General features: G+C 41.3%; 19 protein-coding genes and 1 other annotated feature. Of the genes, 15 read left to right on the forward strand and 4 right to left on the reverse strand.

The window, feature by feature from the left end:
- Positions 1 to 43: 43 nt before the first annotated feature.
- The 9 genes from ASD24_RS01800 (at position 44) to ASD24_RS01840 (ending at position 8,307) form a co-directional block, all read left to right on the forward strand.
- Positions 44 to 694: a hypothetical protein gene (locus ASD24_RS01800; protein WP_056690607.1), complete on the forward strand. Its 651-nt coding sequence runs from the start codon at positions 44 to 46 to the stop codon at positions 692 to 694.
- Between the two features lie 55 nt (positions 695 to 749).
- The gene (locus tag ASD24_RS01805) at positions 750 to 1,601 is read left to right on the forward strand and encodes an aminoglycoside phosphotransferase family protein (RefSeq protein WP_235540270.1); all 852 of its coding nucleotides are present in this window, start codon (positions 750 to 752) and stop codon (positions 1,599 to 1,601) included.
- Positions 1,602 to 1,605: 4 nt separating this feature from the next.
- Positions 1,606 to 1,974: a hypothetical protein gene (locus tag ASD24_RS01810; protein ID WP_056690613.1), complete on the forward strand. Its 369-nt coding sequence runs from the start codon at positions 1,606 to 1,608 to the stop codon at positions 1,972 to 1,974.
- Positions 1,975 to 2,107: 133 nt separating this feature from the next.
- A complete protein-coding gene (locus ASD24_RS01815; protein ID WP_056690616.1) occupies positions 2,108 to 3,295 on the forward strand; it encodes a DUF6932 family protein in 1,188 nt (395 codons plus the stop codon).
- A 412-nt stretch (positions 3,296 to 3,707) separates the two neighbouring features.
- Entirely contained in the window at positions 3,708 to 4,985 is a 1,278-nt protein-coding gene (gene codB, locus ASD24_RS01820; protein ID WP_056690619.1) for a cytosine permease, read from the forward strand.
- A complete protein-coding gene (locus ASD24_RS01825) occupies positions 4,954 to 6,222 on the forward strand; it encodes a cytosine deaminase (protein WP_056690622.1) in 1,269 nt (422 codons plus the stop codon). Before codB ends, ASD24_RS01825 begins: the two co-directional genes overlap by 32 nt.
- Positions 6,223 to 6,455: 233 nt before the next feature.
- Complete coding sequence (locus tag ASD24_RS01830) at positions 6,456 to 6,896, forward strand: hypothetical protein (protein ID WP_056690626.1); 441 nt, start codon at positions 6,456 to 6,458, stop codon at positions 6,894 to 6,896.
- A gap of 44 nt (positions 6,897 to 6,940) precedes the next feature.
- A complete protein-coding gene (locus ASD24_RS01835; protein WP_056690629.1) occupies positions 6,941 to 7,900 on the forward strand; it encodes a helix-turn-helix transcriptional regulator in 960 nt (319 codons plus the stop codon).
- Between the two features lie 218 nt (positions 7,901 to 8,118).
- The gene (locus ASD24_RS01840; RefSeq protein WP_056690632.1) at positions 8,119 to 8,307 is read left to right on the forward strand and encodes a hypothetical protein; all 189 of its coding nucleotides are present in this window, start codon (positions 8,119 to 8,121) and stop codon (positions 8,305 to 8,307) included.
- A gap of 285 nt (positions 8,308 to 8,592) precedes the next feature.
- On the opposite strand, the gene ASD24_RS01845 is transcribed toward ASD24_RS01840, so the two are convergent.
- Complete coding sequence (locus tag ASD24_RS01845; RefSeq protein ID WP_056690635.1) at positions 8,593 to 9,210, reverse strand: TetR/AcrR family transcriptional regulator; 618 nt, start codon at positions 9,208 to 9,210, stop codon at positions 8,593 to 8,595.
- A gap of 148 nt (positions 9,211 to 9,358) precedes the next feature.
- Here ASD24_RS01845 and ASD24_RS01850 point away from each other — a divergent pair, with 148 nt between their 5' ends.
- Positions 9,359 to 10,105 carry an alpha/beta hydrolase gene (locus tag ASD24_RS01850; protein WP_056692483.1) on the forward strand — a complete coding sequence of 249 codons (747 nt, stop codon included), beginning with the start codon at positions 9,359 to 9,361 and terminating at the stop codon, positions 10,103 to 10,105.
- 68 nt (positions 10,106 to 10,173) lie between these two features.
- On the opposite strand, the gene ASD24_RS01855 is transcribed toward ASD24_RS01850, so the two are convergent.
- A complete protein-coding gene (locus ASD24_RS01855) occupies positions 10,174 to 11,391 on the reverse strand; it encodes an NAD(P)/FAD-dependent oxidoreductase (RefSeq protein ID WP_056690638.1) in 1,218 nt (405 codons plus the stop codon).
- Between the two features lie 91 nt (positions 11,392 to 11,482).
- Positions 11,483 to 12,622, reverse strand: coding sequence for a GerAB/ArcD/ProY family transporter (locus ASD24_RS01860; RefSeq protein WP_056690645.1), 1,140 nt, complete (start codon positions 12,620 to 12,622; stop codon positions 11,483 to 11,485).
- Positions 12,623 to 12,776: 154 nt separating this feature from the next.
- Positions 12,777 to 13,027 (forward strand) — a binding site (T-box leader).
- Between the two features lie 79 nt (positions 13,028 to 13,106).
- Here ASD24_RS01860 and trpS point away from each other — a divergent pair.
- On the forward strand, positions 13,107 to 14,093 hold the full coding sequence (gene trpS, locus ASD24_RS01865; protein WP_056690648.1) for a tryptophan--tRNA ligase: 987 nt from the start codon (positions 13,107 to 13,109) through the stop codon (positions 14,091 to 14,093).
- On the opposite strand, the gene ASD24_RS01870 is transcribed toward trpS, so the two are convergent.
- Positions 14,090 to 14,698 (reverse strand): CPBP family intramembrane glutamic endopeptidase, encoded by a 609-nt coding sequence (locus ASD24_RS01870; protein WP_056690651.1) that lies wholly within the window; start codon positions 14,696 to 14,698, stop codon positions 14,090 to 14,092. The two genes, trpS and ASD24_RS01870, sit on opposite strands and share 4 nt — an antisense overlap.
- A 94-nt stretch (positions 14,699 to 14,792) precedes the next feature.
- Here ASD24_RS01870 and ASD24_RS01875 point away from each other — a divergent pair, with 94 nt between their 5' ends.
- The 4 genes from ASD24_RS01875 (at position 14,793) to ASD24_RS01890 (ending at position 17,665) form a co-directional block, all read left to right on the forward strand.
- On the forward strand, positions 14,793 to 15,398 hold the full coding sequence (locus ASD24_RS01875) for an acetylglutamate kinase (RefSeq protein ID WP_156395293.1): 606 nt from the start codon (positions 14,793 to 14,795) through the stop codon (positions 15,396 to 15,398).
- 193 nt (positions 15,399 to 15,591) lie between these two features.
- The gene (locus ASD24_RS01880; RefSeq protein ID WP_056692490.1) at positions 15,592 to 15,993 is read left to right on the forward strand and encodes a GNAT family N-acetyltransferase; all 402 of its coding nucleotides are present in this window, start codon (positions 15,592 to 15,594) and stop codon (positions 15,991 to 15,993) included.
- 212 nt (positions 15,994 to 16,205) lie between these two features.
- Positions 16,206 to 17,006, forward strand: a complete 801-nt coding sequence (locus ASD24_RS01885; protein WP_056690655.1) for a MerR family transcriptional regulator — start codon at positions 16,206 to 16,208, stop codon at positions 17,004 to 17,006.
- 2 nt (positions 17,007 to 17,008) lie between these two features.
- Complete coding sequence (locus ASD24_RS01890) at positions 17,009 to 17,665, forward strand: GNAT family N-acetyltransferase (protein WP_056690660.1); 657 nt, start codon at positions 17,009 to 17,011, stop codon at positions 17,663 to 17,665.
- Position 17,666 lies beyond the last annotated feature (1 nt).

Raw genomic sequence — 17,666 nt, forward strand, 5'->3', positions numbered from 1 at the left:
TCTTACTTTTTTTGTTATTTACATCATTCGGGGGAGATTGGTTATGCGGAAGCTACGTTGGGAAGTTGTTATGGGAATCATCGTTTTTTTCTTTGTCTTTTTCATGGCATGGAATGATTATTCCACAGTATTAACGATAATTGTTGTCTTCACAGCCACACTTATTGCGTTTCTAAGTTTCACAATATATCCGTCAGTGTTCGATAAGAACATAGATCGGATTGACTCTTTTTTACGTAAGCAGAAAAAGACACCTGGGCTGTACATCAATTATGTTCTAGCGAATAAGCTGGATGACGAAGCAGAGGTTGTTATGGAGCAAGTATTGCTCAAATACAAACAGAAAGCAGCACAGTCATCCTTCAAGGCAGCGTATGGAATCTATAACAAGGACATGAATGCTATTCGGGAATCTATCCCACATATTCGTGAATCAGATTACCAGGCATATTATGAAACGTATCTTCTGATGGAGGAGGGCAATAGCGAGCAAGCACGAGAACGACTGAAGTCTATTAAGAAACATTGGATGAGGTCTGCGCTGCTAGGAGGAATAGAACTCAAAGCGGGTCGACGAGATCTTGCCATACAGCTTGCGAAGGAAGCCCTTGATGTCTCTAAAGGAGTTCATCATTATGTGCTCTATAAAGAATACGAAAGGTTATATCCAGAAGTTGTTAAGACTGTATCATAGGCACGACATTTAAGTACTGAAAGTAGCGTGATCCCTTATGAATATAGAGCAGATTATGCAAGAATTAGTAGATCATAAAGTGTTAAACTCTATCGCTATTCCAGCCAAACCATTGAGTGGAGGCACAGTGAGTAAGCTATATCTTATAGAACGCACAGATGGTAATCCATATGTCGTGAAAATAAATGAGCCTCAAGTGGTTAAGTCTGAATCGATCTACCTAAAACATTATCAAACATCAAACTTACTCCCGAAGCTTATATTTTTAGAACCCTCAAATACGTATCTCGTGTACTCTTTTATCACCGGTTCAACGGATTATCCTGATGGGAATAAAAGAGAAATATTGCATATGCTTATTCATGGACTAATTAATAATTATAAGCAGGTAAGCGCTCAACAAGGTTGGGGATGGGTGGATCAACCGAGTAAATCATGGCGTGATTTCCTGGAAGATGAACGCTCTGCGAAATCTATAATGATCGGTGTGCACTTAGCTGATGAAGATCATGAACTTGTATGTAATCTGGTACAAAACATGGAGGAAGAGCAGGAAGCATTTTTATTACATGGGGATTGTGGCGTACATAATTTTATATTTGAGGACGGACAATTAAAGGGTGTGATTGACCCTACACCTGTCATTGGAGATCCCTTGTATGATGTAATTTATGCATTTTGTTCATCTCCAGATGATCTAACGATAGAAACATTCCATTTAATCTTAGATCAGGTTGGCTTCAAGGGGGAGGCATCCGTATCGACGATCTACGAGAAAGTTCTCATCGGCTTATACCTGAGAATTGGAACTGCCATCAAGCATCATCCGAGCGATCTGGATTCATATCTGCTATCTTGGCAGTATTGGAGGGCAATTGTAATCCAGTGTAAGAATAAGGGGGCTTAGAGTCATGATCAAGTTGACTAGAGATGGGAAATACGGCTTGACGATTCGATTCGATCTACATGGTGTTAATGATCTTATTGAAGCGTTTCAGAATGCACTAAATGGCGCTCAGGGCAACATTGAACTAGACGAACCAGCCATGGTTGGAAATAAGAAAATTAAGAAGCTGGCCTTCTCCTGTAACAATGAACTGGATCAACTAAGCTATGATGTATCTAGCCTTATTTTTGAATTGGAAGATGAAGTTTTAGAATATAATTTGGGCAGATTAGGAGAGTGTATTGAAAGTCTACAATTTGCTCCTGCTGAACTCTGTGAAGTGCGCTTTGGCAAGATCAATATGACGATTTACGGTATTTTGGAAAACTCTTAATTTGACATATAGTCAAATTTCAAAAAACACCCGCCATGCCGGTTAAAGATAAATGACTTATATTTAATTTATATATTTGTTGCGTATCTCTAATTTGTTATGAACAAAAAATTCAATAAAGGAGTACTTTTATATGACAATACCAGATTTCACGAATAGGGGCAATCTACCAGAAGGGGTGCACAAATGTAATGGAGTAGAATTCATTGATAAGTTTTGTAATAGTAAAGAGAGAGAGTCTTATAAAAAAGCGATTACAGATTTATTTGATTTTGCGGCACAGACAAATGCAGTTTATGTTTTTGTAGGAGGATCTTTTGTCGCGTCAACAGATATGCCTCATGATATCGATTGTCTAATGGTATATGAAGAAGACGCATATGTACCAAAGAATATTGAAAAGATTAAATTGGGAAATATTAGACTAGATGTGATGTTTGCTTCATTAGATCACATGCATATAGTACATGCGTTTATACACTTACTAAGTAGAAATAAAGTTGGTGCAAAAGTTGGATTAATTGAAGTTGATCTTTTCGATGAAAATGAAGAGTGGCAAATCGTCCAACCAGGTATTGAGGAGTATGAGATCGTGAAAAGAGCATACATAAATAGAGAAGTTGTAGACATTTCGCCTATCAAAGGAATAATAGTTACTATACATGGCTTATACTCACACGCTGTGTGGAATCAACAGATTGCTCCAATTGTAAGTAGTAGAGGCTGGATTTTTGCTCCTTATTTATATGATTATCAAAATTTTGTTTTGTTATTTAAGCAAGGAAAACGTAAAAAGATCGTAGAGGACTTTAGAGAGTGGATATACAATTTGTGGAGTAAGTATGATAATCAGCAAATATCAGTCATTGCACATTCTTTTGGGACGTATATTTTAGCAGCATATCTGGATGGTTTTGACAGACCACCAGTAGGGTTCAATTCGATAGTTCTTACTGGAAGTATCATTAATACAAATTTTGATTGGCAGAAAAATATCATTAAGAAAGGTGCCGTGGCACGAATTCATAATGAAATTGCCACAAATGATGAATTTGTAAGATATATGCCTGACAAAGATTTCAAAAAGTTTTTTGGAATAGATCCCTTGATGGGAGATTCAGGTGTGAAAGGATTTAGTACTAAACTTGATGGATTACTTACTCAATCTAACAGCAGTATCTTTGATCACAATAACGTAATAAAAACTGATGTAATTGAACAGAAGTGGATGCCTTTTTTTGAAGCGAACAAGAATGCTGCGAACGAGTTGTTAGCAGAATTAATAAATTATTCATTGAAAGCAAGAAAAAATGATTCTTGAATATTCCATTATACAATAATGTTTTCTCTTCGAAACATGCCATTAATACAGCTAATTAAGTCTTAGTATAGAAAGGCGATGAGATCTTATTTATTCACTTTTTTAGAGTACTCTATTTTCAAAAAAAGTGAGTGAATTAATTAATGGATAATAATGACATTGACATCTTCGACGTTTTCCAAAATAATAGAGTTTAATTGAATACTGGTACCTTTAATTCAGTCCAGAGAGGCTGGCAAGGGCAGCGGATTTTATAATCACGCAGGAATCGGGGCATATCCATCAGGGATGCTCTGCGTCTTCGCGCGGATTGTAATGCAAGAAGAGGCTACTTGTCAGTGTATAACTTGACGAGTAGCCTCTTTTTTCTGCTTTTTTATGGTATCAGAACACTTTATTTGGAGGTATTCTGATGAGCAAACAAGATCAAGAATTTTCATGGCAAGAGGTACCAAAGGCACAACGAAACCATTTTTGGAAGACGTTATCCGTTATGCTTGGGTTCACATTTTTCTCAGCAAGTATGTTGGCAGGGGGAACACTGGGCGTCAGTCTGACATTCATGGAATTCATCGGCATTGTACTCGCGGGTAACCTAGTGCTCGGTATCTACACAGGAGCGTTGGCACATATCGCTGCCAAGACAGGATTGTCCACGCACTTACTTGCAAAATATGCGTTTGGTGCGAAAGGGTCGTATCTTCCATCATTCTTGCTAGGCTTTACACAGGTTGGATGGTTCGGTGTCGGCGTAGCGATGTTTGCCATCCCGGTCGCTAAAGCGATGGACTGGAACGTATATCTGTTGATCATTGTGTTTGGTCTTGCGATGACCGCATCCGCTATTTACGGTATGAAGTCATTGATCATTCTTGGTTATATTGCAGTTCCCGCAATTGCTATTCTGGGTAGCTACTCCATGTTTGAAGGAGCTAACACGCTAGGCGGTTTGCAGGGATTACTTGACTACACACCAACACAGACGCTTACTGCGGCGGCAGCATTGACGATCTGCATTGGCTCATTTATTAGCGGTGGAACACTAACGCCCGATTTTGCTCGATTCTCCCGTACTTCCAAACAAGCGGTTACGGCGACAGTTATTGCATTCTTCTTGGGGAATTCACTCATGTTTCTATTTGGTGCTGTAGGAGCGATGGCTTATAATCTAGCAGATATCTCAGAAGTTATGTTCCTGCAAGGACTGATCATCCCAGCAATTATCGTTCTGGGGCTGAATATCTGGACGACTAATGATAATGCGCTATATGCTTCTGGGCTCGGGTTTGCCAACATCACCAAAATATCGAAGAAATTCTTCGTGATCGTAAATGGTATCGTAGGTACAGTGTTTGCCATGTGGATGTATAACAACTTCGTTGGTTTCCTGAATGTGCTGGGTGCAGCTGTTCCATCGATTGGAGCCATTATTATTGCAGATTACTTTATTGTGAAACGCAGATCGTATAAGCCTTTTGCTGAAATGAACTTCAAAAATGTAAACTGGATAGCGATGATTGCTTGGGCCATCGGCGTTGCATTTGCTCAGCTTGCACCAGGGGTAACACCACTTAACGCATTACTCGGAACAGCGGTAGCTTATGTCTTGCTCATGATGATTGTTCCAGCAAAAGAAAATAAAGAAAAGAGGAATTTACATGATTATACAGAACGCAAAATTGCGGGGTAAAGAAGGCTTTTGGAATATTGTAGTAAAAGACGGAAAGTTTGTGCAGATCACAGAAACGCTGGAGACGACAGCTAATGACGAAGTCATTAATGTCAACGGCTCACTTGTACTGCCACCATTTATTGAACCACATATCCATCTGGATACAACACTTACGGCAGGGGAGCCAGAGTGGAATCTAAGCGGGACGCTGTTCGAAGGGATTCAACGTTGGTCTGAGCGCAAGGCGTTCTTAACTCATGAGGATGTCAAAACCCGTTCCAAAACAGCATTGAAATGGCAACTGGCTCAAGGCATCCAGCATGTGCGGACACATGTCGATGTGACTGATCCAAGCTTGATTGCAGTAAAAGCGATGCTCGAAGTAAAAGAAGAAATGGCTCCATATATGGACATCCAGCTTGTTGCTTTCCCGCAGGAAGGTATTCACTCGTATCCAAACGGCGTGGAATTGCTGGAAGAGTCACTCAAAATGGGCGTTGATGTGGTTGGTGGTATTCCGCACTTTGAATTCACACGTGAATATGGCGTTGATTCCATGAAAGTTGCGTTTGATCTTGCTGAGAAATATGACCGACTGATCGATATTCACTGTGATGAGATCGATGATGAGCAATCTCGATTCATAGAGGTTGTTGCGAAGGAAGCTTACGAACGAGGACTAGGCTCCCGAACTACGGCTAGCCACACAACCGCGATGGGGTCATATAATGATGCTTATACGTATAAATTGTTCCGCCTATTGAAGATGGCTGATCTGAACTTTGTGTCTAACCCACTCGTTAACATTCACTTGCAAGGACGCTTTGACACGTATCCGAAGAGAAGAGGACTGACTCGGGTGAAGGAGCTTCAGGAAGCGGGCTTGAATGTATGTTTCGGTCATGATGATATCTTCGACCCGTGGTACCCGCTTGGTACAGGCAACATGCTTCAGGTGCTGCATATGGGTATTCATGCTTCACAATTGCTCGGTTATGACCAGATCGTGAATTCAATCGATCTTATTACTAGCAATAGTGCAAGAACGCTGCACATTGAGGATGTATACGGTATTGAGGAAGGTAAACCTGCCAACTTCATCGTGCTTGAAGCAGAGAATGAATATGAAGCCATTCGCAAACAAGCTGGTGTGCTGTATTCCTTCAGAAATGGTCGTAAAATCGCAGAGACGAAGCCGCGGGAAACGTCCATTCTATTGGATGGTGGTTCGGAAAAGGTTACGTTCAACAAATAATAAACATGGCATGATTATGGTTGAAATAGAGTCAGCACTATTTTAAATAATCAATTTCTAATTATTTTCCCCTTTAGTAGACAAGAGAAAAGTCAATGTTAAGACGGACTTAATCTTGCTACGATAAGGGGATTTTTTTATGAAGCGAACCATGGATTGAGCCTAAAACTGATCTGCTATACTTAGGAATTAGAATGGGTTATATTGGAACAATAGTCGAATGAGGTGATTAAATGACAAACAAGAACCTAATATTGCTGGTGACAATCTGCATGATTATGGTTGTTGGAATTACTATTGTAGTTTTAAGCTTAGTAAAAAGTAATGCTTCTTCATTCTTAAATCAGTTCCGTAGCTTTACGGTGACTATTGATAACCAATCTGATTTTAATCTATCATCTGTAGAGACGGGTGTATTAGTAACTGGAGCTCAAGGAGTGATAGTTGAAAGTGGATCTAAAGATGTGTATGGTGCAGAAATAAAAAGTGGAGAAATAATCAAAATTCGTCCTAACCTAAGTTTGTCTGGAGAAGGTGGGATTTATCTAAAGATCACTGATTCAAATGGTGAGACTACCAATAAAATGATATGTTCTTACACCGAATCATTGTCAGGTTACTCCAATGTCATTGTTACGAATAACAATGTTAGTGTCAAAGAGCAATGTAACTAAATGAATCAAAGTATGTTTCTTACATGGTTAATGGGGGAAGAACAGTGAACAAAACGGAACGGCAGCTCGCAATAACGCTCGAACTTCAGCGCAATAATAAGATGTTGAGGGCGGAGGATTTGGCTGCTCAATTCGAGACTAGTGTAAGAACGATATATCGAGATATGCAGGCTTTGAGTGAAGTGGGAGTGCCTATTTTTGGAGCCCCCGGACAAGGTTATGCCTTGATGGATGGGTATTTTCTCCCGCCAGTTACCTTGACTGCAGAAGAGGCTGTAACACTACTGTTGGGTACGGATTTTATCTCACAGAGGCTTGATAACAAATACAGTGATGTGGTTGAACAAGTACAGCGAAAGATTGAAGCCGTTTTGCCAGAAGGGGTACGTGAGGAGTCGACTCGTATACGCGAAACGATGAGAGTGATTCATGCGGGTGAACCGCAGATCGACAATAAGGTCAAGAGCTACTTAAGTCAGGTGCGCCAAGCTATTTTGGAAAGACGAAAAATACGTATAACCTATCTGAAAAAAATTGCTGATTCTGATGGAACTCGTAAGAGCATGCGAGAGGTTGATCCTTACGGTTTGACACTCGTTCAAGGAAACTGGACATTGATCGGTCGTTGTGACACTCGTAAGGATATTCGACACTTTCGCTTGTCACGAATGACAGACCTGGTTGTGTTGGAATCACATTATGTTATGCCGCAGGAATTTCATCTTAGTAACTATCGTCCACAAGATAAGAGAAATCAACAAGTAATGGTTAGAGCGAATGTTAAAATAGCTGACAAAATTGCAGAGACGGGTCACTTTTATATCGAGGCTACTGAGGAACAGAACGATAGTCTTCTGGTAACTTATCGTGTCCATGATCCAGAAGAGTTGGTACCCTATATCTTAGGCTGGGGAGGGGATGTTGAGGTGATTGAACCGCAGTCTTTGTGTGAACGAATACAAGAAGAGGCCAACCGAATTCTAAATCGCTACCGAACCATTTGATCGAAGCTGCTTGTTCCAGTAAGATGTAAATGAAGGATAACTTGACAATATATTCGTTATTAATTTATAGTCTTTGTAAAGCTTGCTTTACAATTTGTGCCAAGGAGAGCTTGCGTTTAATCAATTACGTTGAACGTTTACGGCTCGTGTATTTGACACAAGTATTGAGCAGGTTTTTATTTTAGAGGATGAGTGATGACAGAAAGGGGAATAATTCAATGCAAGCATCGGAGAGAACATGTAAAGATTGTGGAGGAACTTCGTTCGTTGAAGCGATGGATTTCATTAATCTGCGCCCAGTGAATCAAAAGATGTCGCTTGGTTCTGAACGAGTGTACACCATCTGTCTTGATTGCGGTGAGGTTGTATCCATTAAAGTGAAGAACCCGGAAAAGTTGAAAAAATAAGATTATACACTCGCTTAACCACAGATAGTCATATTCAGATTGAAATCATAGATTCATTCGAAGTCGCTCACGGAGCGGCTTTTTTGCTGCGCATTTACAATTTACACAAGAACCACACACTATAGCATTTATGAAAAGCGGAACGACGAGAAACTCCGTTCCAAGAACGAAAGCTCCCGTCGATCAACAAGCTAGCTATTGTGCTTAAGACCCTGCTTACGTAAAATCCTATCCTATCGATCTGCCAATTGTACGACATCGTATAACATTCATTCATTTATACCTTCAAGTTGCCTTTGCGCCCTGCAGGAAGAGGGATACCACCTTTTGGGCGAGGGCAAGGTGTGATTCATACTTTTGTGGATTGTTCTCACGATTACCCATTAACATTAGCGTCGAGAAGGTCTCTGCCAAGAACATGGGATCTTCTTCACGAAGGATCTGCTGATCCATAGCGAGCCTGAAATGTTCAGCCAGCAATTCATGGATCTTCTGCTCAGCTTCACGGATTTCACGAACTTGCTTTTCATCAAGAAAAGACTCAGCTTCTCTCATCATCGTTTCGATCTCTGCATGAGGATTCGCTAATCTCGCCTCAGCCAATCGCACTAAACCGTGCTCCAGATGGTCGACTTCGTTCAACAAATGTGAAGTGACCTTCCGAACGTTGTTAAGCATCGTTGTCATTGCTACCTTGAATAGTTCGGGTTTACTCGCGAAATGATAATAAATAGTTGGTTTGGATACCCCGCATTGTTTCCCAATTTGTTGAAGCGAGACTGCTTCGTAGCCGTATTCTTTGAACAGTGCGGACGCTGTATAAATAATGGTCTGCTGTATGGATATATCATTGTCGGCCTGTTTGGGTCTTCCCCGTAACCGTTTTGCTGGTTTCTCTGGCATTGCATTCGCTCCTTCACATGAATATTTTATGACAAATTTCGATCATTAGCAAAATCCTCTTGTAATTTTACTTACCGGTAAATATAATTTAAATGTAATCAAATTCGTAACAAGTAAAGGTGGTATTATATTGAAAACGGCGCAACGCATGAGCAGATGGAAAAAAATACTGATATGGATAAGCGTGGTCGTTGTTGCCCTTGTGGTTGGATTGTTTGTATACCTCTCATCGGTTACATACAGCCCATCCGAACAAGCTGAAGCAGCTATGCAAAGTGACGGACAGGTATTGGTTACCGAGGTGAAGCAAGGATACCGCTTCGAACCCCAGGGAACCGAGGCCGTGGAGCCCAATATCGTTTTTTATCCCGGAGGTCTGGTGGAGCCATCCAGTTACTCCCCATTAGCCAGAACAATGGCTGAACATGGCCACAGGGTATACATTGCCAAGATGCCTTTGAATCTAGCCATTTTTGGACTGAACAAAGCAGATTCATTTATCGCTGAACATCCAGATGAAGCTTATGTAATCGGTGGTCATTCACTTGGTGGCGCATTTGCTTCACGGTATGCTGCGGAGCATGCTGATCAACTTGAGGGGATTTTCTACTTGGCATCTTACGCTGATGACGGTGGGAGCTTGAAGGATACCAACTTATCTGCACTGCAAATTACAGGATCCAATGATGGCGTATTGAACTGGGAAGAATGGGAGAAAACAAAAACTAATCTTCCGAAGGATACGACATTTGTCAGTATAGATGGAGGCAACCACGGACAGTTTGGATCGTACGGCATGCAAAAGGGAGACCGTACACCTGAAATTACCGAGGATGAGCAGCTCAAGCAAGTCATTCAAGCACTGGATAACTGGTTTAACTCGTTGAACAAGTAAAGCAAAGAGGCTCGAATCATTAACCATTACGGTTAATCGATCGAGCCTTTTATATTAATTAATCTGGTTTAGTGAGTGATAAGTGGTCTGCTTTGCAAATAGATATCCCAATCAGGGCTTGATCCAGTAACGATTTTATCCGCAATGATTTTGGCTAATACACCATTATACACCGTCCCATTGTCTCCGTAAGCCATAATGACATAACAATGAGGATAGGTATCATATTGGCCGATTACAGGTAACCCGTCATGGGTTCCCCCGTAGAAAGCTCCCAAATAAAACTCGGGTTCTGCCGGGATGTCAGGGAACAATTTGTTAAACTCCTGAATGAGTTTGTCTTTACTCGCTAAGAGCTTAGAATCTCGTGTAGTGGCGTACTCCGTATCCTTGTCCATACCTCCGATAATGATTCGGTTGTCTGGAGTGGTACGCATGTAGACATAGGGACGGGCGGTTTCCCATATTAATGTTCGTTTATACCAGCTCGACCAATCGTCAATAGGTTTCGTAATGACAGCGTAAGAGCTCGCTAGCGTAGCATTTTTCTCGACTTTAAACTCACGATCTTCATAACCGGCAGCGATGATGACATGTTTGGCCCGAATTTCATGACGCTCCTTGGTGTAGAAAACAGCGTAGTCCTGTTCGAATCGTTTTCCCGTTATTTCTGTGTTTTCATACATTAAGCCTCCATGAGATCTTACTTTCTCTAGAAGTCCATATACGAATTTTAGCGGATTCATCTCAGCATCATCATAATAGTACAGAGCGCCTGCTTTTTGAAAAGGGTACGATTGCTTGATGTGTTGTTCATCCCACAGATCTACCTTGAATCCGTATTTTTGAAGTAGAGCATACTCTTCGGTTAGAGTAGAGACATCTTCCTTGTAACTTGCATAATACAAGCTGTCACGTCTTATAAAATCCGGATGAATAGGTAGCTCGCTACTGACTCGCTCAATGTCATTAATCGCTTGCTCACATAACTTAAGGTGACGAGCAGCCACTTCTTCGCCAAAGGAATTGCTGAGCGATACAAAGCTCTTCTCACCGGCATATTGAATCAGAGCTGTATTGGTGCTGGTACTACCTTCTCCGGCTTTTCTTTTGTCTACGATGACTACTTTCAAGCCTTGTTCACTAAGGATGTTGGCACACTGAGCACCTGAACTGCCGGCACCGATAATGAGTACATCACAGGATATATCTTCTTGCAGCTTAGGATAAGAGGGTGGGTTAACAACCGTTGTCGGCCAGTACAATTTTCCGCTTTGCAGATCCATACCAAGTCTCCCTTATATATATTCGGTGTGTAGTATGAGCATTATGCTCTCACTCGATACAACAATGTAAAGACCACAGACACGTAGACGTTTATTGACTCTGAGCGGATTGTAATTCTGAGCCTTCGTTAGAAGCGTGCTTACCGCCTTTTTTACGAATCATGCTGATAATCAACAATAGGAGTGGCAATAAACCGAACAAAAAAACGGATATATTTCCTAGAAAATCTCCCAAGGCTAACGTTTCTTCCAGATTTTTTGGCAAATAAGCAATGAGATAGAGTACAGGCAGCAATGCATATTCTATACCTGTGATTTTTTGAAGACTAAACAAATCTCGGATACCTAGGGCAGCAAAATAGTGCTTAAACGCATAGGTCGCAAAAATTTGCATGAGCCAAAAAACGATAAAGAGCGATTCGTAGCGTTCAAAGAATACTCCTTCAATTTCGAAGCTTCGCACCATATCTAATGTAGGCCAGGTCCGTGATTCAATACCGGGCAATGATAAATTCCCTACAACCATGACGATGGTAACCAGATATATGATCGTGCAGGTGAGTATGCTATAGATCGCGGCTTTATTACTTGTTTTGACATCCGTCATCATGGCTGTAATGATTAATAACACTTCATATCCGGAGTAGGAGAGAAATGAAGGTTTAATGCCTTTCAATACAGGGAGAAGACCCTCACCCAGAAGAGGTCTAAGATTACTTAATTCAAACATCCTGCTACTTAAAAGGAACACCACGGCTAACAATAAGAGAGTGACAGGTAATACGATCTCAAAAACGCGAATGATTACTTTAAGACCACCACTAATCATATAGATGCCAACCCATAAGCTGACCATGATGGTAACCCAACTCGGTGTACGCTCAAGTATGTACATGCTTGTAATCTCGGCCATGACTCTGACCTCGAATGAACACAGAATGACAAAATAGATAATGATCAGAAGTCCCACAAAATATGAAATCCATTTGCCTGTAATTTCAGGAACAAATTCAAATACCGTTTTGCCAGGGAATCTGCGACACAAGGTAACGAGTAGGATACTAATCAGCGCAACCAATACACCTGACACGATGACGGAGATCCACACATCAGGTGTTTCCACTGCTTTACTAATCGTTCGAGGTAGTGTTAGAATTCCGGCTCCAAGGATCGAATTAATAACGACAATGACTACTTCGGATGTGCTGATCTTCGATCCGGATTGTTTCATCGATTTCACTCCAAACTGGAGAATTTTTTTGTAGTATTCCCCAGTCGAGTTGTTTTATGTAAATATAAGTTTAGTGATATGATGGGTCATTTACCCTATATTTAGATGCTTGATTTTTGACTGAGATTCGGATAATATGTATTTTAATTTAGAATAGTTAGCAATGAATGGAAAGAGTAGTTGTATTGAATCGTCCAAGCGAGCCGGCGAATGGTGAGAGGTCCGGTACGAGAAGTGCAACGAATGGGTCCATTCGCTTCAATCCGAACTTCGCATAGCGAATAGTAGGCGTTGACGGCATCCCTCCGTTATCCATGGGAACCCTGTTAGTCGTTTTGACAGGTGTGAGTGCAGCCATAGGCTGAATTCGGGTGGTATCGCGGAGTCTAACACTTCGTCCCTTTTAAGGGATGGAGTGTTTTTTGTTTTTCATTCGTCTAATAATTTTGGTTAGATGAATTCAAATGAATTAGGAGGAATGGGAATGAAACAGAGAATTTTATCAGGCATTAAGCCAAGTGGAGATCTGAACATTGGAGGATATGGTGGAGCATTAAGTCAATTTGTTAAGTATCAGCATGAGTTTGAATGTTTTTTCTTTATCCCTGACTTACATGCGATCACAGTGTATCAAGATCCAGAAGAATTAAGGCGTCGCTCACGAGAAATTGCAGCATTTTATATTGCGGCAGGTGTAGACCCTGCTAAAGCATGCATATTTCTTCAATCCCAAGTTGCTGCACACCCTGAACTTTCGTGGTTGCTCGAAACGCAAGCTAGCTTTGGAGAGTTGAGTCGCATGACACAATTCAAGGATAAATCAGAGGGTAAGGATGTTGTCAGCTCAGCGTTGTTCACCTATCCCGTCTTAATGGCAGCAGACATTCTACTCTACCAAGCGACACATGTACCCGTGGGGGAAGATCAAAAGCAGCATTTGGAGCTAACACGAAATGTAGCCGAACGGTTCAATCATCGCTTTGGGCAAACATTCACCCTACCAGAGCCTATCATTCAAGAGATTGGCAGTCGAATTATGGGACTGGATAATCCAGCGAAGAAAATGAGTAAAAGCAATCCAAATCTCAGCAGTTATGTACTTCTCTTAGACTCCCCTGAGATGATCCAAAAGAAATTGGCTCGTGCTGTTACCGACTCTGAGGGGAGTGTCTATTACAACTGGGAGACCAAACCTGCCATTAGTAATTTAATTGAAATCTATTCTGTATTCTCAGACGAATCCATAGACAACGTGGTGAAAAAGTTCAATGGACAGGGTTATGGTACGTTCAAAAAGGAGCTGGCTGAATTGGTAGTCGAGAAATTAGTTCCTATCCAGAATCAATTCAAGGATATTGTGAATTCGGTACAATTGGATGAGATTCTGAAGAATGGCGCTGAACAAGCATCCATTCAGGCTAATGTTACACTTACTAAAGTGAAACAGGCGATGGGCATAGTTACGTTTTAACGTTTGAGACGGATGATATTATATTTAAATAACAGCGTTATACCTACATTCATAAGGAAATGGACAAGAACTGGAACGGCGAGATTGTTCGTTTCTGTATAAATCCATCCAAAAACTAAACTTGGAATAGTAATATTGATAAGCATGATCGGTTTCTTGAAATATTGAATATGAAAGCCGATGAACAACAATGTGGTTGTCAGGATTGCAACCCAGTTACTTTCAATGAATAGGTATAGTACATTTTGCACAATTCCTCTAAATAACATTTCCTCAAACAATGCGCCTACAAACATAAATAGCAAGAGGGTAGGGATTGAGGAATCCGGATAGCTTTTATTCGTGTCATCGATATATTTCGCGGGGATATATGAACTCAAAATGACGCCGAACAACAGTAGACCAATCGTAGAAAAGACGATAATCCCAATCATTTCCAAGGGCGAATCCATGGATAAGAAATGTTGAAGTGTCAGTACATCATTAATGATAAGGGCAAAGATAATTGCTGCACAAATGAAAGAAAATGAAAGAAACACTAACCCAGCGTCTCTTGGACTGAAATTTTTTGTTGTGTTAGTTGGCTTTTCCTTATGCGGTTCCATAGTTCTCCCTCCTTAGATCACATATTACCCAATTATCATGCACCAATATGGTGTTTTGCCTATATATTGTTGAAAAAGAGGAGTTGACGGATAGATGTACACGTATTATCCCGTTTATTATTATCCTGTATTTCGACAAGAGCACTCTGTGCACTGGACACCAACCAGTGTAGAGCTAAACAGGAAATTGCGGACACTTTGGGAACAACATGTTTTCTGGACAAGATTAACTGTGAACAGTATCGTAGATGAGCTTGGAGATGTAGACCAGACAGCGGCAAGACTTCTTCGTAATCCACAAGACTTTGCAGAGGTGCTAGCACCGATCTATGGCTCAGGCATTGCTAATGAGTTTGAGAAGCTGCTCAGTGAGCATCTAACCATTGCGGCAGAGCTTGTTACCGCACTAAAAGCAGGGAATACTTCAGCAGCGGAGGACGCCCAGAAGCGTTGGTATGCAAATGCAGATGACATTGCTCAGTTTTTTGCCAGAATCAATCCATATTGGTCTAAAGAGGAATGGCAGCGGATGATGTACGAACATTTAAGATTGTTAAGTGAAGAAGTAGCTACACGTCTTGCGAAGGATTACACCACGAATGTAGCACTCAGTGATTCAATTGAACAACAAGCACTAGAGATGGCAGACATGATGACAACCGGAATCGTTCAGCAATTTCCGATGGTTTTTCAAGCTTAATATACTATAATGAGTTCTTTAAAGTAAAACGTTTTGAAAAGTTGGTGTCCATCTGGGCGTCAACTTTTTGTGATGTGATTTGATAGGCAACAAAACTAAAGGCTATAATGGGTCTATATTATTTTGGTGAGATGGAGGGGATATCGTGGATTTTAGAGAAGCTACATTGGGAGATTTGAGTAAAATTGTACAAATGCTCGCGGATGATGAGTTAGGTAAGATCAGGGAACGTTACGAAACACCGCTTCCTGATCGCTACGTGAAGGCGTTCGAAGCTATCGACTCCGACCCTAATAATGAACTGATTGTTGCATGTCTTGGTGAAGAGATTGTGGGTGTGCTTCAAATAACATTTACGCCGTATATCACCCATCAAGGAGGTTGGAGAGCGACTGTCGAGGGGGTTCGAACGGTCTCGTCGGAAAGAGGAAAAGGTCTCGGAAGTAAGTTGATTCTACGGGCAGTAGAACGTGCCAAAGCACGGAATTGCCATCTGATTCAGTTAACTACCGATAAGAAACGGGAAGATGCATTGCGCTTTTACGAGCGGTTAGGATTTGTAGCGACGCATGAAGGCATGAAGATGAAGCTTTAACATGCACTGTTCGCTAGAATTGACTTATGCTTGCATTCATTTACCTATTTATTATGAATATGAAGAGAAACACCTTTAAGCGAAAGATCCCCGTCTAACGACGTTGGTGATCACCTGGAAGGTGTTTTTCTTCTTTTGTATATATCAACCCTTGACCTTAGGTCAGACCTAAGGTATATGCTTAGTCTGTGTGAGAGACTGGAGGGACGACGATGAAGAAGGAAATTACGATAGGCGAGTTCGCCAAACTAATGAACGTATCCGTTCATCAGATTCGATATTTTGAAGAAAAAGGTGTATTGTTTCCAGCTTATATAGATGACAATCAATATCGTATGTATGGTATAGACGAGATTTACCGGCTAGCTCATATTTTGCTGTTGCGCAAGGCAGGGTTATCGGTACAAGCGATCCGGGACTGGAGTGATGAAGGCACACCGGATGATATAAAGCGGATGTTAACACAGTCTGTTTCTACGCTCGAAGCTGAGATAGAGCGCCTACGAGCGTTAAGTGGATTTATTGAGAAAATTTTAGATGAGAATGAACTCTTTACCCGGAATAATACTTCATTTCAGCTTATTAAACGTGATCGGCTTGTGTTGTCCTCTTGGTTCGAAACGCACGTTGACACTGAACTTGACGCTCGATTGTTGGCTCGACAAGGTCGTGCATTACCGGATTTATTTGAAGCAGATATTCATTACATATATGAGGGGGATCAACGACTATTGCTGTGCACGGAAGCGCATGGTCGAGAAGGAGATGTAATATTGCCGGCTGGAGAGTATCTTGCTTATCAATTTACCATCAGTAGTGAAGGAGAGCTGGAACAACACTTCAATACATTCCAGAAGTGCGCTGATGATAGGCTCTTACATTTAACTGGGACAAGAATTTTGGTGGAGAAATCTTATCTGTCTCTGTTTACCCAAGAGAGCTTACATTACGAATTACTTGCACATGTTGATCGTGAGGGTAGTGGTCATGGACGACGGAAGGAGATCCGATGAACATGTCCTCCAATATACACATTGAACGAATGAGCGCAGATCAGAACCTGTCCGTTAGTGAGCTGCTGTTAGATGGATTTCGGGAGAAGTTCCAGCTTAAAGCAGGAGTTTACAACACACAGTATCCGTTTTTATTGAGTCAGATTATTGCATTAGATGAACAAAGCGGAACAAGCGAACGTATTGTTGCCCTCCAGGGAAATACCGTAATTGGCAGTTTGTCCTGGCTGCTCCCAAGGCATTCAGGAAATGGGCAACGAGATCACTTAGCACGTGAGCTGCTACCTATTTGGAAAGGAATTCGTCAGATTGGTTGGTTTAAAGGATTGCAGTTTGCTCTACGAATCGCTTGTCTGAGTCATCGCCCGACAAAAGGAGAAATGTATATTGCTGATGTAGCAGTACACGAAAACTTACGGGGAGCAGGTGTGGGTAGAATGATGCTTGAATGGGTTATGCGCGAAGCCGCATCCAAGCCAGGAATTGAGTACATGAGCCTACACGTCTCTAGTAGCAATATTCGAGCTAAGCATTTGTATGAAAGGCTCGGCTTCCGCACTTTAGAGACTCAGCGCAGCACATTCATGGGCTGGTTGCTCGGTCAACAGGAATGGAATTATATGATACGCGAAGTTCGTGATAAGAAGAAAGGAATGTAAA

Source organism: Paenibacillus sp. Root52 (assembly GCF_001426865.1).
Lineage (GTDB): Bacteria > Bacillota > Bacilli > Paenibacillales > Paenibacillaceae > Paenibacillus.

Coding starts and splice junctions, on each gene's coding strand:
- ASD24_RS01850 (WP_056692483.1), top strand. CDS start 9,359: ATGAGCAGATGGAAAAAAATACTGATATGGATAAGCGTGGTCGTTGTT.
- ASD24_RS01830 (WP_056690626.1), top strand. CDS start 6,456: ATGACAAACAAGAACCTAATATTGCTGGTGACAATCTGCATGATTATG.
- ASD24_RS01845 (WP_056690635.1), bottom strand. CDS start 9,210: ATGCCAGAGAAACCAGCAAAACGGTTACGGGGAAGACCCAAACAGGCC.
- ASD24_RS01880 (WP_056692490.1), top strand. CDS start 15,592: ATGCTCGCGGATGATGAGTTAGGTAAGATCAGGGAACGTTACGAAACA.
- ASD24_RS01890 (WP_056690660.1), top strand. CDS start 17,009: ATGTCCTCCAATATACACATTGAACGAATGAGCGCAGATCAGAACCTG.
- ASD24_RS01885 (WP_056690655.1), top strand. CDS start 16,206: ATGAAGAAGGAAATTACGATAGGCGAGTTCGCCAAACTAATGAACGTA.
- ASD24_RS01825 (WP_056690622.1), top strand. CDS start 4,954: ATGATTATACAGAACGCAAAATTGCGGGGTAAAGAAGGCTTTTGGAAT.
- ASD24_RS01810 (WP_056690613.1), top strand. CDS start 1,606: ATGATCAAGTTGACTAGAGATGGGAAATACGGCTTGACGATTCGATTC.
- ASD24_RS01805 (WP_235540270.1), top strand. CDS start 750: ATGCAAGAATTAGTAGATCATAAAGTGTTAAACTCTATCGCTATTCCA.
- trpS (WP_056690648.1), top strand. CDS start 13,107: ATGAAACAGAGAATTTTATCAGGCATTAAGCCAAGTGGAGATCTGAAC.
- ASD24_RS01875 (WP_156395293.1), top strand. CDS start 14,793: ATGTACACGTATTATCCCGTTTATTATTATCCTGTATTTCGACAAGAG.
- ASD24_RS01800 (WP_056690607.1), top strand. CDS start 44: ATGCGGAAGCTACGTTGGGAAGTTGTTATGGGAATCATCGTTTTTTTC.
- ASD24_RS01855 (WP_056690638.1), bottom strand. CDS start 11,391: ATGGATCTGCAAAGCGGAAAATTGTACTGGCCGACAACGGTTGTTAAC.
- ASD24_RS01840 (WP_056690632.1), top strand. CDS start 8,119: ATGCAAGCATCGGAGAGAACATGTAAAGATTGTGGAGGAACTTCGTTC.
- ASD24_RS01870 (WP_056690651.1), bottom strand. CDS start 14,698: ATGGAACCGCATAAGGAAAAGCCAACTAACACAACAAAAAATTTCAGT.
- codB (WP_056690619.1), top strand. CDS start 3,708: ATGAGCAAACAAGATCAAGAATTTTCATGGCAAGAGGTACCAAAGGCA.
- ASD24_RS01815 (WP_056690616.1), top strand. CDS start 2,108: ATGACAATACCAGATTTCACGAATAGGGGCAATCTACCAGAAGGGGTG.
- ASD24_RS01860 (WP_056690645.1), bottom strand. CDS start 12,622: ATGAAACAATCCGGATCGAAGATCAGCACATCCGAAGTAGTCATTGTC.